16 protein-coding genes are annotated in these 16,353 nt (G+C 51.0%); 13 read left to right on the top strand and 3 right to left on the bottom strand.

Annotated features, from left to right (window positions below; all coding sequences use genetic code 11):
• Positions 1–10 precede the first annotated feature (10 nt).
• Positions 11–523 carry a F0F1 ATP synthase subunit B gene (gene atpF, locus Ga0123461_RS02530; protein WP_100276900.1) on the top strand — a complete coding sequence of 171 codons (513 nt, stop codon included), beginning with the start codon at positions 11–13 and terminating at the stop codon, positions 521–523.
• Here the strand turns inward: atpF and Ga0123461_RS02535 are convergent.
• Together Ga0123461_RS02535 and Ga0123461_RS02540 are read right to left on the bottom strand one after the other, a co-directional pair.
• Positions 520–876: a DUF4870 family protein gene (locus Ga0123461_RS02535; protein ID WP_198507096.1), complete on the bottom strand. Its 357-nt coding sequence runs from the start codon at positions 874–876 to the stop codon at positions 520–522. The genes atpF and Ga0123461_RS02535 overlap by 4 nt on opposite strands.
• Positions 869–1,894 (bottom strand): zinc-dependent alcohol dehydrogenase family protein, encoded by a 1,026-nt coding sequence (locus tag Ga0123461_RS02540; RefSeq protein WP_100276902.1) that lies wholly within the window; start codon positions 1,892–1,894, stop codon positions 869–871. The genes Ga0123461_RS02535 and Ga0123461_RS02540 overlap by 8 nt, the downstream gene beginning before the upstream one ends.
• A gap of 134 nt (positions 1,895–2,028) precedes the next feature.
• Between Ga0123461_RS02540 and cimA the strand changes: the two genes are divergently transcribed.
• Both cimA and Ga0123461_RS02550 read left to right on the top strand, forming a co-directional pair.
• Positions 2,029–3,642: a citramalate synthase gene (gene cimA / locus Ga0123461_RS02545; protein ID WP_100276903.1), complete on the top strand. Its 1,614-nt coding sequence runs from the start codon at positions 2,029–2,031 to the stop codon at positions 3,640–3,642.
• A 109-nt stretch (positions 3,643–3,751) separates the two neighbouring features.
• The gene (locus Ga0123461_RS02550) at positions 3,752–4,090 is read left to right on the top strand and encodes a 4a-hydroxytetrahydrobiopterin dehydratase (RefSeq protein WP_232710304.1); all 339 of its coding nucleotides are present in this window, start codon (positions 3,752–3,754) and stop codon (positions 4,088–4,090) included.
• A 26-nt stretch (positions 4,091–4,116) separates the two neighbouring features.
• On the opposite strand, the gene Ga0123461_RS02555 is transcribed toward Ga0123461_RS02550, so the two are convergent.
• Positions 4,117–6,573 (bottom strand): penicillin-binding protein 1A, encoded by a 2,457-nt coding sequence (locus Ga0123461_RS02555; RefSeq protein ID WP_232710306.1) that lies wholly within the window; start codon positions 6,571–6,573, stop codon positions 4,117–4,119.
• On the opposite strand from Ga0123461_RS02555, the gene Ga0123461_RS02560 reads away from it, so the two are divergent.
• From Ga0123461_RS02560 to Ga0123461_RS02605, 10 genes are all read left to right on the top strand, one after another.
• Positions 6,572–7,045 (top strand): GspH/FimT family pseudopilin, encoded by a 474-nt coding sequence (locus Ga0123461_RS02560; protein ID WP_100278641.1) that lies wholly within the window; start codon positions 6,572–6,574, stop codon positions 7,043–7,045. The two genes, Ga0123461_RS02555 and Ga0123461_RS02560, sit on opposite strands and share 2 nt — an antisense overlap.
• Positions 7,042–7,536, top strand: a complete 495-nt coding sequence (locus tag Ga0123461_RS02565) for a type IV pilus modification PilV family protein (RefSeq protein WP_100276905.1) — start codon at positions 7,042–7,044, stop codon at positions 7,534–7,536. Before Ga0123461_RS02560 ends, Ga0123461_RS02565 begins: the two co-directional genes overlap by 4 nt.
• The gene (locus Ga0123461_RS02570; protein WP_100276906.1) at positions 7,536–8,156 is read left to right on the top strand and encodes a PulJ/GspJ family protein; all 621 of its coding nucleotides are present in this window, start codon (positions 7,536–7,538) and stop codon (positions 8,154–8,156) included. The genes Ga0123461_RS02565 and Ga0123461_RS02570 overlap by 1 nt, the downstream gene beginning before the upstream one ends.
• Position 8,157: 1 nt before the next feature.
• Positions 8,158–9,138 carry a pilus assembly PilX family protein gene (locus Ga0123461_RS02575; RefSeq protein WP_232710308.1) on the top strand — a complete coding sequence of 327 codons (981 nt, stop codon included), beginning with the start codon at positions 8,158–8,160 and terminating at the stop codon, positions 9,136–9,138.
• 204 nt (positions 9,139–9,342) lie between these two features.
• The gene (locus Ga0123461_RS02580; RefSeq protein ID WP_100276907.1) at positions 9,343–9,885 is read left to right on the top strand and encodes a hypothetical protein; all 543 of its coding nucleotides are present in this window, start codon (positions 9,343–9,345) and stop codon (positions 9,883–9,885) included.
• 81 nt (positions 9,886–9,966) lie between these two features.
• Positions 9,967–10,755, top strand: coding sequence for a hypothetical protein (locus Ga0123461_RS02585; RefSeq protein ID WP_100276908.1), 789 nt, complete (start codon positions 9,967–9,969; stop codon positions 10,753–10,755).
• 48 nt (positions 10,756–10,803) lie between these two features.
• Positions 10,804–11,274: a hypothetical protein gene (locus Ga0123461_RS02590; protein ID WP_100276909.1), complete on the top strand. Its 471-nt coding sequence runs from the start codon at positions 10,804–10,806 to the stop codon at positions 11,272–11,274.
• 267 nt (positions 11,275–11,541) lie between these two features.
• Positions 11,542–11,904, top strand: coding sequence for a hypothetical protein (locus Ga0123461_RS02595; RefSeq protein ID WP_100276910.1), 363 nt, complete (start codon positions 11,542–11,544; stop codon positions 11,902–11,904).
• Between the two features lie 96 nt (positions 11,905–12,000).
• The gene (locus Ga0123461_RS02600) at positions 12,001–13,503 is read left to right on the top strand and encodes a hypothetical protein (RefSeq protein ID WP_157819197.1); all 1,503 of its coding nucleotides are present in this window, start codon (positions 12,001–12,003) and stop codon (positions 13,501–13,503) included.
• A 29-nt stretch (positions 13,504–13,532) separates the two neighbouring features.
• On the top strand, positions 13,533–16,340 hold the full coding sequence (locus tag Ga0123461_RS02605; RefSeq protein ID WP_100276912.1) for a tetratricopeptide repeat protein: 2,808 nt from the start codon (positions 13,533–13,535) through the stop codon (positions 16,338–16,340).
• Positions 16,341–16,353: the final 13 nt, after the last annotated feature.

A 16,353-nucleotide genomic window follows, 5' to 3' on the forward strand; every position in this document is an offset into this window, starting at 1 on the left:
GGACACCTTCATGCCACAATTTGATACTACATTTTTCTCATCACAGATATTCTGGACGATTATTTCATTTGTCCTGCTGTATGTTGTGCTTGGTCGCTGGCTTTTGCCACGTATTGCCACGATTCTGCAGCAGCGTACAAACCTGATTAAAGCAGAGATCGAAGAGGCGCGTCAGCAGCGTGAAGAGGTTGAGGAGATTAAGCTCGATTATGCAGAGAAGCTCTCCAATATCGACAGTGAGGCGAAAAAACTGTTCGATGAGTCAGAGAAGCGGATTGTTGAGCGCCGTAGCCAGCTGATGGGTGAATGGAAGGATGAAATGGAGCGCAAAAAACAGGATTTTCGAGAAGAGGCCGAGGTGGCGCGCCAGCAGGCGATTCGTGATATCCGCGCCCAGTCATCCGATCTGATTGTGGCGGCTGCCGAAAAGGTTATTCACCAGCGGCTCGACAAGTCTCAGGCTCAGCAGGTTCTGGAAGAGGCCATTGAGGACCTTGAGAAGCACCCTATAAAAAAGGATTAACCCTCCAGATACATCGATTTACCATCCAAAAGAGACAGCCAGCCTTTGGCTATACGGTAGATGACCCACACGGCAGTGCCCATGAGAATGAAGTAGCCCACCCCTAGGATAAAGGTGATGACGCCAATGAAGCACCAGAGCAGGCCAAACCAGAAGGTTCTGATCTGCCAGCGGAAGTGTGATGCCACCCATGTGCCCGCGACATCATCTTTTTTGACATAATTAACGATTACAGCAGCGATAAATGTAACAGCCAGAAGGAATGATGCGGCCTGCAGGGCGTAGACAATGGTGGCGGCTTTCTTTGCCGATTCGATTGATGGATCCGGCACGAGTTCAGGCTGATTATCCATCCTGCTTCTCCTCCTCATCCATCTGCTGCACTTCCAGCACCAGTTTTCCGCTCATTCCTCCGGCTTCAATTCTGCGATGTGCCTCAGCGGCTTGCTCAAGCGGCAGGATATCTGATACGAATATGGAGAGCTTCTGCTGGTCAAAAAACTGCCCACACTGCTCGAGAATATCGCCATGATGTTCTGCCGCCTCATCCATGCCGAGCAACATCGGTGTGAGCATCAACTCCTGTGAGATACGGATATTGCGCAGGCGTATGTTTTTCCAGTCAGCATCGGTTGGGACCTGAAGGATTGTGACGATATCGCCGTAGACCTTGGTGGCTGCTACGAGTTGATTGAAGGCATCGCCGCCAACGGTATCAAATGCTGTATCCACTCCTTGATTGTCACTCCACTCAAGCAGGGCTTCTGTGACATTCTGGGTGCGGTAGTTGATTACCAGGTCTGCTCCCAGTTGTTTAACCAGATCAGCCTTCTCATCGGAGCTGACACTGGTTGCGACCTCGCAACCGGCAAGCTTGGCTAGCTGGATGGCTACATGGCCAACGCCACCTGCACCGGCGTGGATGAATACCTTGTTTCCTGATCCGGTTCGGGCGCGGTCGAAAAGTGCCTCCCACGCGGTGATCAGTACCAACGGGGCTGCTGCCGCATCAATGAAATCGAGGCAGTCGGGTTTCATCGCCGCATAGGCTTCGGGAACGGCAATATATTCTGCGTAGTTGCCGGCCTTCTGGCCAAGGCCTCCATAGCAGTAGTAGACCGGATCCCCCGGTTCAAAGCGTGTGATATCTGCACCAACTGCCTCGACAATGCCTGCACCGTCGCAGCCGAGAATGGCGGGAAAGCCATCGGCAATAAAGAGGCCATTCGCACGCACTTTGGTATCGACCGGATTAATGCCAGCTGCAACCACCTGAACCAGAATTTCACCGGCTCCACATGCCGGTTTGTCCGCTTCCCCGATACTCAATAGATCAGGATTTCCTGGTTGTTGCATCAAAACTGCCCGCATGACTTTTCTCCTGCTATTCATAAATATCGAAGGGCAGATTTCAGCACAGTTCGATGATCATTGAAAGCCACTGACATTTGATCACTCTAGGTCTAAAATTGCGTGTCCCTCCATTGAAGGTAAAGGCTCTACTCATGAAAGCTTCTCAGCAGGTTGAACTTTTCGACACCACACTCCGCGACGGTGCCCAGACAGCGGGTATCTCATTTTCTATTGAAGATAAGATGCGCATTGCAAATCGCCTTGCCGATTTCGGTATCGATTGGATTGAAGGTGGTTGGCCGGGAGCAAGCCCCAAGGACGATCTTTTCTTTGAACAGGTGCGGCATCGCCAGTGGCCGAACAGCAGCCTTGTGGCGTTTGGTTCGACTGCTCGACCCGGTCATGCGGTGGAGAAGGATCGCGGCCTCAATAATCTTGCCGAATCGGGCGCTGACGCGGCCTGTATCTTCGGAAAAAGCTGGGATATCCATGTCACCAAGGCGCTGGGTATTACACTGGATGAGAACCTGGAATTGGTTTCGGGCTCTGTTGCCTACCTGAAGCAAAATCTTGGAACGGTGATGTTCGATGCCGAACATTTTTTCGATGGCTATCAGGCTAATCCGGATTATGCATTGCAGGTGTTGCAGGCTGCGGCCAATGGCGGCGCGGATGTTCTGGTTCTCTGTGACACCAATGGCGGCTCGATACCATCGAGAGTATTTGATGTGGTCAGGGAGGTGGTGGCACGATTCCCGGATATCATCATCGGTATCCATGCCCATAACGACAGTGAGCTTGCGGTTTCCAATAGTGTAGCTGCGGTGCAGGCGGGAGCCCGGCAGGTGCAGGGAACGATTAATGGCATAGGCGAGCGCTGCGGCAATGCCAATCTGGTCTCTGTGATCCCGATTCTTAAATTGAAATTGAAAATCGACTGCGATGTGTCAGGCGATGAGCTGAAACAGCTTTCATCGCTCTCCAGTTTTGTCAATGAGATGGCCAATCGGCTGCCATGGAAACATCAGCCGTTTATCGGCCAGAACGCCTTTGCGCACAAAGGGGGCATCCATGTCTCGGCGATCCGCAAGCAGAGTAGCCTCTATGAACATGTTGATCCGGCGCTGGTTGGTAATGAACAGCGCATACTGGTCTCTGATCAGGCTGGACGCAGTAATATCCTGAGCAAGATGCAGCTGCTTGAGCCAGAGGCAGGGCTTGCAGCTGATGACCCTGGGGTGGCCGAAGCGGTGAAACGTATCAAGGAGCTGGAGTCGGCTGGCTATGCTTTTGAGGGTGCTGATGCTTCATTCCAGTTGCTGCTGCGCCGGGCTATGGGGCGATTTAAACGCCATTTCGAACTGGTGCGTTTCCGTGTCTATGATGAGAAGCGTGGGCATGATGATAAACCTGAGGCTGAGGCTACGGTGCAGGTACGCGTGGGAGGCAAACTGAAGCACTCTGCCGCTCTTGGTAATGGACCTGTGAATGCGATGGATAAGGCGCTCAGGGCAGCGCTTGTCGATGCCTATCCGAACTTAAGTTCGATGCAGCTGAGTGATTTTAAGGTGCGCGTTCTCTCGACCAGGCAGGCTACCGAGGCGATGGTGCGTGTGCTCATCGAGTCCAGTGATGGGCATCGCAAGTGGAGTACCGTGGGTGTTTCTACAGATGTTCTTGAGGCAACATACCGGGCGCTCAATGATGCGATCGAGTATAAGCTGGTTATCGATCAGGTGCCGCCGCCAGATGAGTTGCTCGATTGAAAAGCATATGTGTTCTCAGCTTCTCTCCATGCCCCCTAGAGAGCTACCTCTTGCATAGAGGTAACGCGCCTTGTCTGCTATAATCTGTTGAGGATGCAGGAGGTGGTTGATGAATCCTGACCAGTTGAAAGATAGAAGATGCAAGCCGTGCCAGGGTGGCGTTGCCCCGATGGGGCCTGAGGAGGCCCAGCGGCTGCTGGTTGCTACTCCTGGTTGGGATCTTTGCGAAGATGCCCGGCAATTGCGGCGCAGCTTCACATTTAACAGCTTTGTCGATGCCCAGTTGTTTGCTGTCGCGGTGGGCGAGGTGTCAGAGGAAGAGGGCCATCATCCGGACATTACCTATGGCTGGGGCTACTGCACCGTCACATTTTATACGCACAAAATTGGTGGTCTGCATGAGAATGATTATATTATGGCAGCCAAAGTGAACCAGCTGGAGCGTTAGGCTCTGGGAGCATCTGCTCCCATATCCTACAAGCCCAGTTCGAAGAAACCTGCATCCTCTTTCGGTTGCTGGTCTAGCCGCCTTTCCAGGGCAGGAGTCTCTTCAGTCGGCGCGGTGCCGCTTCGGAACGCTTCAAGGAACACCTCTTCAGTGTCTGGACCGGGCAGCAAACCGGTTTTTTGATCAATGACTACCCATTCGACGCCTTCGGGAGGTGTGAAGTCCTTCACTGGCCGATCTTCATGAAAGGCCTGCATTGCCTCCAGCCATGCAGGCAGGGCTGCGCGAGCACCGGTTTCACTGCGTCCCATCGGGGTGGGGGTGTCACGACCTGTCCAGACTCCGGTCATGACCTGTGGCGTGTAACCCATGAACCAGGCATCAACCTGTTTGTTGGTGGTGCCGGTTTTTCCTGCTGCCGGGCGGTTCAGGGCAAGTGCTCGCTGGCCTGTTCCGCGCTGGATAACACCCCTCATCATGTTGGTGATAAGAAAGCTATCTACGGGATTAAGCGCCTGCTCGGCCGGGCGCATCGTATCGCTGGCCGACATTACTGGGTTCACATGACAGACCTGACAGCGGTTGCCCGAAACGGAGCGGTGAAGCGTGTTGCCGGTGCGGTCCTGCACCTGCTGGATGGAAACAGGAGTCCACTTCTGCCCCTGGTTCGCCATGATGGTGTAGGAGTTGGTGAGGGCCTCAAGCGAGACCTCGGTTGCACCGAGAGATATGGCCAGCTGCTGAGGGAACTCGCGCTCCAGAGGGAAGGTTTTAAGGTCGCCCAAGAAACGCCTGATACCGATGTTCTGTAACACCTTGATCGAGGCGAGATTGCGTGAGTGCTCCAGTGCATTGCGCAGTGGCACGGGGCCCGCAAAATTGTCTTTATAGTTCTCCGGACGCCAGAAATCATCGCTCTGATCGCTATCGAAAATCACTGGAGTGTCCATGACAATCGTGGCCGGTGTTGAACCGTTTATCAGCGCAGAGGTGTAGAGGAACGGTTTAAAGGCACTGCCTGGCTGGCGCATTGCCTGATGTACGCGGTCGAAGCCTGAGGTCTGGTGTTGGTAGCCGCCAACGCGTGCAAGCACGGTGCCTCGCTCCATATCAATGGCGTAGAGTGCCGACTCGATAGAAGGCTCCTGTGCCAGTCGTACACCTTGATTTTCTGTGCCCTGAAGGCGAATTTCATCCCCCTTTATCCAGGTGCGCGGACGCTTATTCAGTTCGGCTAACTTCTCTGCGGAAGCTCCGTCTTTTTTATAATCTGAAAGCGATTTCCATGTCCACTTAGGCTTGCTTAATTTCCACTGTCTGATGCCGTCATCAACGGTCAGGTCACCATTGGAATGCGTTTTGATGACCAGTGCATGAACCAATTCATCTGTTCTGATTAATGGCGCAGGGATTGCTTCGTTTGTTGCCGAAATATCAGGTCGGGGTTCACGGGCCTTCTTCCATGTCTCAAGCAGCTCTGGCCAGCTCTCAGGGGCATGGTTTGTTGGATAGCGGTAGTACTGGCGCTGTTCTATATCCAGTACGCCATGGCGAACCGCACTGATGGCTGCTTCCTGTGCTTTCGGATCGAACGGAACTGTGATGGTCAGCCCCTGCCTGCGTAGGGTTTTCAGCCCGAATCGGTCGGTCAGCTGGCGCAGCACAAGATCAGCGTAGGCATCGTTAAGTTTGGGTGCATCCAGTTCCGCAACCTGCATCGGTTCGCTCAGAGCAGCCTTAACCTCATGTTCACTGGCGTAGCCACTTCCCTGCATCAGGCGCAGCACAGTATTACGCCGCTGTGTAGCCTTTTCCGGATTGATATGCGGTGCATATTTGCCCGGCGATTTTGGCATGCCTGCAATGGTGGCGCACTCTGCAAGGGTCAGCTCACCCAGGGGCTTGTGGAAATAGCGCCATGCCGCCGAAGCGACGCCATATGATCCCCGCCCAAGATAAATATGGTTCAGGTAGAGATAGAGGATGTCATTCTTGGAGAGTGCCTCTTCAATTCGGTAGGCAAGAATCGCTTCGCGAATCTTACGGGTGTAGGAGCGCTCAGAGGTGAGAAGGAAGTTCTTTGCCACCTGCTGGGTGATGGTCGAGCCACCCTGTACAGTGTGGCCAGCGCGTAGGTTGGCCAGAGCAGCCGAGAGGATACGGGCAGGGTTGATGCCCGGATGTTCGTAAAACTGCTGGTCTTCTGCTGCCAGGAAGGCCATTCTAAGTTTTTCTGGAATCTGCTCGAACGGCACAAGGATACGGTGTTCATCTGCATACTCGGCAATCAGTTCGCCTTCCGTGTTGTAAACACGTGATGCCAGTGGCGGTTGATAATCGGAGAGCGCGGTGAGCTTGGGCAGGTTGCTGGAGAAGATAAGATACCCTATTGTAATGCCCATCACTGCAAGCAGGCTTAAGGAGAGTAAGATTTTCGCGATAATGGATAGGATGCGCATTAACCCGAATTCAAGCGGAACCATGGAACTCAGGCAAGCTGTAGTTTCTGGTGATGAAAAGGATATTCCAACCCAGCGAGGTTTCACTCTGGTGGAGGTGCTGATTGTTGTTGTCATTATCGGCGTAATGAGCGCGATCGCACTCCCCTCTTTTTCCAGCTGGCGTGAGAAACAGGCTGTTCGCGGTGCCGCGCAAACGCTGCTCTCTCACCTGAAGCAGGCGCGTGTATTGGCTATTGCGGAAAACCGGAGTGTGAGCATTACTTTTACATCGACCAGTTATACCTATGATGCCGATCTATCGGGAAGTTGTGGGGCGTGCCGTTCGCAGGTGATCAGCTATGATGAGTTTTCCAGCAACCTCTCTATTTCGCCTACCACAACCCGTACATTCACCAGTCGGGGCACGTCCAATTCTGGAACTATGACATTAACTGTGGGCGGCACTAGCCGGTCGATTACCCAGAATGTAATTGGAAGGTCATATCTTCAATGAAAACGCAACGAGTTGAATCTTCTGCTGGATTTACCCTTATCGAGATACTGGTTGCGTTTGTAGTTATCTCCGTGGGCGCGCTTGCACTGGGAAGCTTTGGCCTCACTACGATGAGTAGCGGTCAGACGTCTCGCGAGCGGTTAACTGCGGTACACCTGGCCGAGCAGGTGTTGGAGCACTGGCAGCAGGATGCAAATGATTATGCACCGACGATTGCAGCCGACTGCACCATGAGCGCGGCCTCTGCAGCTCCTTCATATCCCACCAGTGACACCTGTAATCCTGCTACAGGTGTCGGAATCGCATTTACTATTGCGGCCAATACAACCAATGCGACTGGGCCTCTCGCATCAAATCTGACCGGCATGCAGAACTTCACCCAGCCTACGGGCTACCTGAATACGCCAATGACAAAGCTTGTGACGGTTTCATGGACCCGCAGGGGGAAGAGCCGCACAGTCTACCTTACCCACTTGTCGAAGGTGTACTGATGCTTTTCTCTGGCTTTCAAGGTGTATATTGTGAGGGTAACCCTGGGGAGAAGGGTTTTACCCTGATCGAGATGTTGATCGGCATGACCATTGGGTTGATTCTTCTTGCCGGCCTGACAGCGCTGTTTGTCTCTTTTAACGATGCTGGCAGGTCCGTGGCCTCTCGAACCGAGCGCATGGCAGATCTCTATCTCGCATCTCATTTGATGCAAGCGGAGCTTCGTCAGTCACTCAGTGCGCCTCTGGCAACCAAAAGTGTGCTGACAGATTTGAGCGGGCGGGGTGTCAGTAATCCCACAAACTACCCTACCAATGACGCCGACTTTGCCGTTCTGCCGTTCTGGCATGCAGCGAGCAAAACGCTCACTTATCAGGATCTGGAGGGTAATGTCGGAATTGTTCAGTATCAGAAGACGAGCAATGACAGAATCTACTGGTTGCGGCCTGAAGCTACGGCTTCGACCTTTCAGGAGCTGATGCGGGATCTTGATACGACAAGCGGCATGGTGGTGACTACAGCTGGCGGGGTGGCGACAGTGACTTTGAGCTCCAGTTATATCAATGAAAACAAAGAGACGAAAACATTGAGCCTGACGTTCAAAACATGGCCGAGGAATTGAGATGATGGCGAACTGTTCAGGATGCGCTGACCGGGAAAAAGGTTTTGTGCTGGTAACGGCAGTGATTATGCTCGGTCTGCTGACGATGCTATCTCTGGCGATGTTCTTCTCTTCAAGAACTGCAACGCAGACCAGCACCTCTGCCCAGACCTCGACTGAGGCCTATTATTATGCCGAAACCGCGATCAACTATATTGCATGGGCATTGGCCAACGATGCCGAGTTCGATTCATATGCGAGTTACCCCGGCTCCTATGATCATGCCGGGTTTGCTGAGCCTCCGCTTCCTACAGGGTTTACTACGGGCTACTACGCTACAGTTGGAGATTACAATGAGTGGGGGGCGTATCGATACCACCCCGGCCCCACGGCCATCAGTGATTCAGGCGCTGGTGTCACTGGGCAGGTGATGTATTTCGATAATACGCCGATGGGTAACCGGACGATCTGCTTTGAAGACGATGCCATCTTTTCAAACTGTATCGATGTTGCAACCGATCCAGCATCACGCGTCGCACCAACCATGTATCATATTAGTGTGAATCTGCCGCGTTACATCAAGCTGAATATTGCATCCGACGGTACGATTACGCCATCCATGCCGCAGTTACCGCATCAAAATCCACCGGTGGTAGGAGAAGATATCCCCGAAAATGGCGCTGTTGTCTGGATTACTGCGGGTGATTCGAACAACCTTGAGAGAGACATCGAGATTTTTCCACTGGACCCGGATTTGTCGGCAATCTATTCGGGTGATGGAATACTTGCGCCTTCAACCTGTAGCGGAGGCCTTGCACCTGCTGCATGCCCCTGTACTGCACCTATGCCTGCTACTGCGGCAGCATGTGAGACTCATGCCAATGGTGATGCTACTGCCAGTGCAAACATGGGGGCATGGATTACAAGCTACAGGATTGTGGCTTATGCTGTCGGTTATGTGAACGGAAGAGCATCCCACCTGATTCGGGCGGTCGTACGATAATAGTCACGGGCACTGGCTCATTTTCTAGTTGTCGTGGGTAAGTGTGATTCCAGTCACTTCCTAGCATGAACACACCGCATACAATTGCCATGTTAAAGGTGTTTTAATTTTAGTGGCCGGAGTCCTCTTAAGGGTACATCGGAACTGGTTGATTATGTAGATGGGTTTTTTCCGATCCATGATGGAACCGTAACAGGAGAAAAGATGAAGAAAAATATATTGATGATGGCCGTGTTCGCAGCCTTCCTTTCATTCTCTGTCGTTAAGATTGGCGATGGCGTAACAGTGGCTGTTCCAGCTGTGGAAGCTAAAGCTGAAGCCAAGGTGACGATTTGTCATATACCACCAGGCAATCCGTCAAACACTCAAACCCTTTCGGTTGGAGAGTCGGCTGTCGCTGCGCATCTGGCGGAGCATGGAGATTACCTGGGGGCGTGCGGTTCTGCTGTGACGAATGACAACGACAACGCGTCGAACAGCAATGACAACGCGTCGAACAACAACGACAACGAGTCCAAAGACAACGACAACGAGTCCAAAGACAACGACAGCGAGTCCAAAGACAACGACAACGAGTCCAAAGACAACGACAACGAGTCCAGCGGTGGCGGATCTTTATCTTCATGTGACTGCCCTCCGGGTATACCATCATGTGTCTGCCCTGATGGGGCAGCAGGCAACCCGATTACTGCAACTCCATTGTCAAATGCCAATGTGCAATCACTGCGCTCGATTCACGGCGAGTAATTGGGGCTGTGCTGGCGCTGAAATAGTGCTAGCGTTTTCCAATGGATTGCTCAATTGGAGTGGTCCTTTGGAGGTAGTGTGATGAGAAATATGTTGTTGCTGGCCGCTTTTGCAGTCTTGTTTTCATTCTCTGTCGTTCATGTTGGCGATGGTCTATCAGTGGCTGTCCCAGCTGCAGAGGCAAAAAAAGCGCATAAAGTGGATGTCTGTCATATCCCGCCGGGAAACCCGTCCAATGCACATACGATCAATATTGATCAGTCGGCTGTCGATGCGCATCTGGCTCACGGAGATTATCTGGGGGAGTGTGGCGCTGTAGTTGTTGAAGACAACAGCAATGACAACGAGTCAAATAGCAATGACAACGAGTCAAATAGCAATGACAACGAGTCAAATAGCAATGACAATGAGTCAAATAGCAATGACAATGAGTCAAATAGCAATGACAATGAGTCCAAGGACAATGACAATGAGTCACAGGATAAGGTGACCGTTTGCCATGTGAGCAAAGGTGGCGGCAGCGACAACGAGTCCAAGGACAACAGCAGTGACAACGAGTCCAAGGACAACAGCAGCGACAACGAGTCCAAGGACAACAGCAACGACAACGAGTCCAAGGATAGCGGTAGCAGTCAAACGACTTCAGTCCAGGCCCTTGAGATAAGCGCGTCGGCGCTGGATGCACATCTGGCTCACGGTGATATTGAAGGTGCTTGCCCAACAACACCAACCTGTTTCTTGTGCGGTACCGGTGGCCCTGGTGATGGAACATGCATATGTCCAGATGGTAAGCCTGGTTCATTTGTTTCCGGTCCTGTTTCTGGTCCTGCAGCAACGCCGGAGAGGATTCGTTCGATCCAGGGTGAATGATTAATCTGAACCATTGATGACTCTGGTTCATGGAGTAGGAGGTAAGTTATGAAAAACATTCGAATGATGATCTATGCCACGTTGGTTGTGTTTGGCATGCCTGCCTCAGTGGCTTTTGCTGATGCAGTTGGATTCTGTGATTGCAGTGCTGTCGATACCGGGGATAAGGTGGTGATTTGCCATGTTCCAAAGGGCAATCCAGATAATGCTCATACCATATCGGTTGCTGAATCCGCGGTGAAAGCCCATGTTAAACAGCATGGTGATACGATGGGGCCATGTCCGACTTATGTGGCTAACGACAATGAGTCCAGCGATGGTAAGGACAATGTGGCTAACGACAATGCAGCCAACATGTCCAATGAGTATGGCGACGATAAGGATAATGTGTCCAATGTGTCCAATGAGAATGAGGCGGAGGCTGGGGCTCCTTGCGTCTGTTCCGATGGTTCGGTTGGAGAGTGGATGCACGGTGAGGTGAAAGGGCCTCAATCCACCCGAGAGGTTCATGGAAAGTAGCTGTTAAATAAAAGCTATGAGAAAAGCCACTTTCTAAGAAAGTGGCTTTTTTTTGCCCGGTCTCCGGCGGTGTTTCCATGAGAAGCTGTTTGAACAATAGTGGCATTCTTTTTCTTTTATCGGTACCGGTGGTCATGGTGATTGGAGCTGTACATGTCTGAATGGTACTAAAGGTTATTCCTGAGAGTCCGTTCGAGTGAGGGTGGTGGAAACTGATTGGGAGGACTATACTGATAGTATTCAGCTCAATCGAATAGGAGGTGAAGCATGAGAAAGTTTCGAGTTCTGATCTATGCTGTATTAATTGCATTTAGTGTGCCTGCTTCTGCGGCTTTTGCGGATGTTTCCGGTTTTTGTGACTGTAGTGCTGCTGAAGAAAATGGGGGCAAAGTAAAAATATGCCACTTCCCTCCAGGTAACCAGGAGAATGCTCATACCATTGAGGTAGGTGCGCCGGCAGTAAAAGCTCACCTGAAACATGGCGATCTCTTGGGTGAATGTGAGGGTGATGAGGTGGTCGTTCCACTGGAGACTGGAACACCTTGTATTTGTGCCGATGGCTCGGTTGGTGTCTGGGTTCATGGGGAAGTGAAAGGGCCAGCCTCTATGCGCGAGGTTCATGGAAAGTAGACGCTAAATAACAGCTGGAAAAGGGCTGCTTCCACGGGAAGCGGCCTTTTTTGTTCGGTTGCTTCTATGGTGCTATTTGCCTTACTATATATGGATATGCGCACGCTTCTGATTAAATACTGGGAAATGGCTGTTGCCTTTCTTGTGGCGATGACCGTTGTCGGCTTCATCCTGTTTTCCAGCCCCGGTATGGCTGGCAATGACGGATATTATCATATCTCTATTGCTTCAATCATTTGGGAGCAGGGGCTTATCTTTGAGTTTCCTTATCTCGAATTTACGTTGCTGGATTCTGAGCATTATGTCGATATGCATATGCTGTTTCATCTGCTGCAGTCACCGTTCACTGCCTGGCTGGATCTTGAATCGGCGGCAAAGCTTGCATCGGCTACATTTATAGCCCTGACATTTGTGCTGTTTGTATGGTTGCTGAAACAATATAAAATTCGATACCCTCTGTTCTGGGTCTTTATTCTTTTGATCCTGTCTGAGTCGTTTCTTTATCGTATGATGATGCCTCGCCCGCCAATTTTTGCTCTGGCCTATACCTGGTTGGCTTTTCATTTTCTGCTGCAGAAGCGTTTTGTTGCACTTACAGTGGTGGCCTGCCTGTTTGCATGGACCTACAAGGTTTTCCCCATTTTATTGCCGATGGCCGTTATTGCTATGGCTGTTTATTATCTGTGTGAGCAAAAGGTCACTGTCAAACCACTATTTGCTGTATTGGCGGGGATTGCAGCGGGCATGATCATCACCCCCTATTTTCCTGACAATGTCGAATTTTTATATCATGCAATTCAGGCGAAAATCCTTTCGGATGGTTATGTCGCAGGGGTAGGTAATGAGTGGTATCCACTTAAAACACTGGCTTTGCTTAAGGATGCGTATATCCCGCTTGGTTTATACCTTGCCGGCATTCTTATGACTAACCGGGAAGAGTGGAGGTCTGATCCTGCAAGGCTGTTCTGGTTCTTGCTCGCCAGTATGTGGCTGGTGATGTTGTTTAAGTCACGGCGCTTTATTGAGTTCTTTCCACCTGCAGCACTTTTCTTTTTTCTGTTCTCAATCAGGTCGCATCTGGACCGCTTTTCAGTGACAAGTGTCTTAACGACGATGCGAGGCAGGTTTGCAGCATTTGCTCTTGTTTCTGCAGTGATATTATCCGGTGTTACGATGCTTTCAGGCACCTATGAGTGGCTGCAGCGGAGGATGCCGGTTGAGGCCTATCATGGTGGCAGTCAGTGGCTGGCGGAAAACACACCTGAAGGCAGCACCATTTTTCATACAGACTGGGATGATTTCCCCAGGATGTTTTTTCATAATCGACATAACCGTTATATTGTCGGCCTAGATCCCGATTATATGCGCTTGAAAGATGCGGATATGTATAGTGACTGGCGAAAAATAAGCAGGGGTAAAATCAATCACCCGGAAGATATGATCCTCAACAAATTTGGCGCTGAGTATGTGTTTACAGACACGCGCCACAAGCGCTTCATCAAGGCTGCAGATAATAATATGCGAATGAAACGGATGTTTTTTGATAAATATACAGTCGTTTACAGGGTGCTTCCGTCTCCTGATTTGCCGTCACTGTAATACAAGCTGTAAGCTCGTATAGTGCAGGCATGAAGCGTAATGTTTTTTCCATGCTTATGCTGGCATCCGGGCTGGCGGGCATCTCTTACGAGATTCTCTACGGCAGGATTCTCGGAAACCTGATAGGCGATCAGTTTGCGGTTTCTGCGGCAATTCTTATCACCTTCCTCCTAGGTATCGGAATTGGCTCCCGTTATGCGTGGAGACTGTGGCCATGGTTGTGGTTGATTGAAGCTGCTATCGGCATTTGCGGTGCTGCCTTTGCGCTCGGCACAGATGCCCTTGATCGCTTGCTTTATGTGGGGCTTCCTGTTTTTCAGTCTCAACTGGGTGGAACTGTCCTGATAGCGATGCTGTTGCTGATTTTACCCGCATTTCTAATAGGCTGCAGTGTGCCGCTGTTTGCAGGTTATATGAGCCGGATGTTCCCGGGGGCTGCCTTCTCCGGAGTCTATGCGGTCTACAATTTAGGCGCTGCATTGACAGCACTGCTCATCGAGTACCTGCTGATTCGGTGGTTTGGAATTCAGGGGGCGACGCTTGGCTTTGTCGTGCTGAATTTACTGATTGCCATCATTCTTAAAGGTTGGTTTTCGGATATTTCTCACCCCGTGGAACCGTCTGGTAAGCGTGCATTTAAAATATCGTCGCGTCGCTGGCTTGCGCTGATTCCAGTCAGCATGGCTTCTGCAGCATTTCAACTATTTATGATCAAATTGGCCGAAATGCTGTTGGGGCCATTTCGCGAATCATTCGCGCTGGTGCTCTCAATTATTCTACTTGGCATTGCTGTTGGCTCGATGCTGGTGCGTTTTTATGCCATACGTTTCCAGATTCTGGTGTTGGCAGGCATGGCTGGATTGGTGTTGCTTATGGCATCAATTGAACCGGTGGCATATCTCTATGCCATGCTATACGGGGTGGCATCAGAGCATTATATAACATCGGTACTGCTGAAGTGGACAGTGTTGGCCCTGCTGATGGGGATTCCGGCTATCGCTTTCGGAGCAACGATTCCGGCACTGCTGGGAAAGAGGTGCGGTGATGTGAGTCGCGAATCCGGTCAGCTTCTCTATGTTGCCTCACTTGCCAATGTGGGTGGATTTCTGCTGATGGTATTGCTGTTGCATCGGTATCTGGATTATGGCGTGCAGCTTGTGGTGATATGTGCTCTGGCCTCGCTATCCTGGTTGATCTATGCCGGGAGAACCGTGCGAGCATCAATGGTTGTCCTGCTATTCCTCATGCCCATGGTGGCGATTGAGCAGGGTCAATGGGATGAGGATCTACTCTACGTCAGTTACACCAAATTTCGCGATGCCGAAAAGCTGGGGCGGGCCCGCAAAGCGTTCGATTTCCCGGAAAAGTACAAAGGTTATCAGGATGTGTTCTCAATCAACTGGATCAATGGAACGCCATACTTTTTTATTAATGGCTACACCAGTATTCCACTGAACAGTCCATCGGAAAAGGTGGTAGGTGCACTGTCATCGATTCATGCACCAGCGTTGGATCGCGCGCTGGTCCTGGGTCTTGGGAGTGGTGCAACGGCATCGGTGGTCGGGGAGATGTTTGATTCAACCGATGTGGTCGAGATCAATCCAGTGGTTCGTGAAAACCTGTTCCGGATGCGGAAGTGGAATCTTGATATCGAGTCGAATCCAAAGGTTAATATTATTGTCGATGACGCGATTCATTACAGTAAGGTGTCTGACAAATCGTATGATCTGATTCTCAATACTGTAACCACACCGCTCTATTTCAGTTCTGCCAAGCTCTACACGCAGGATTTTTTTGAGGTGATGAAAAAGAGGCTGCAGCCGGATGGTGTTTATGTGACCTGGATGGACGGGCGAGTGGGAGATCGGGGGGTCGATATCATCCTCAATACGATTGCGGCCAGCTTTCAGTATTGTGCTATCTTCTATATCAAGTCTTCCTATTTTATGCTGATCTGCTCGGATCGACCGGTCTTGCCTGCCCAGATAGAGAAGGTTGCCTCCCATGAGAAGTTGCGCGGCCATTTTTTAAGTGAGTATGGCCTGCTTGTTGAATGGATGCCTTACCAGCAGTTAAACAGTCGTGCCTTTGATCTGATTGCTGATACTGAGCTGCCTCTGAACCGGGCCGATTTTCCTGCGCTTGAATTTGAGATGGCCAAGCTCAGCGGTCGCGGTATTGGATTGTTTAAATCGAGGCTGCTGGATGAGATGGGGTTTCACCATTTTGATGGTTCAGTTCTCGGAGGGGCGAAGCTATTGCCTGCAGCAGTGGTCAAAAATGCCTCTGTCATGCTTGGGGAATCCTCAATTACGCGAAGGTGGAGAGCAATTACTGAAGGTGGGGTGGGGGATTTACTACAGCAGGATATGAATGCCCATCACTATTATGTGCAGGCGCTTGTGGAGGCGGGCAATGTAAATGCGCTGCATAAATATGGATCTAAACTGATGCGGCAGAAGCGCTATGGCTTGGCACTGCAGGTGTTTCATCAGGCTATATTTATGGATGGAAGGCATAATAACACCCATTTCAATATGGGGGCATGCTATGAGTACCTTGGTAACTATCCGGTTGCTCTGAAGTATTATGAGAAAGAGATCGAGGTGGACCCGACAGATATTGACGCATTTTATCGCATTGGTCGGGTATATGTGAAGATGAAGCGTTATACTGAAGCGGTCGGCCAGTTGCAGGCGGTGTTAAAGCTTGAGGGTGGCACCTCTAAAGGGCAGGTTTATCGTTACCTTGGGCGGGCATTCGAGGGTTTGGGGCTAACTGAAGATGCAAAAAAAGCCTTTCGGCAGGCGAAGGCATTTAAGGAGAACAATGGCTGATACCTTGGCGCGA

Source organism: Mariprofundus aestuarium (assembly GCF_002795805.1).
Taxonomy (GTDB): domain Bacteria; phylum Pseudomonadota; class Zetaproteobacteria; order Mariprofundales; family Mariprofundaceae; genus Mariprofundus; species Mariprofundus aestuarium.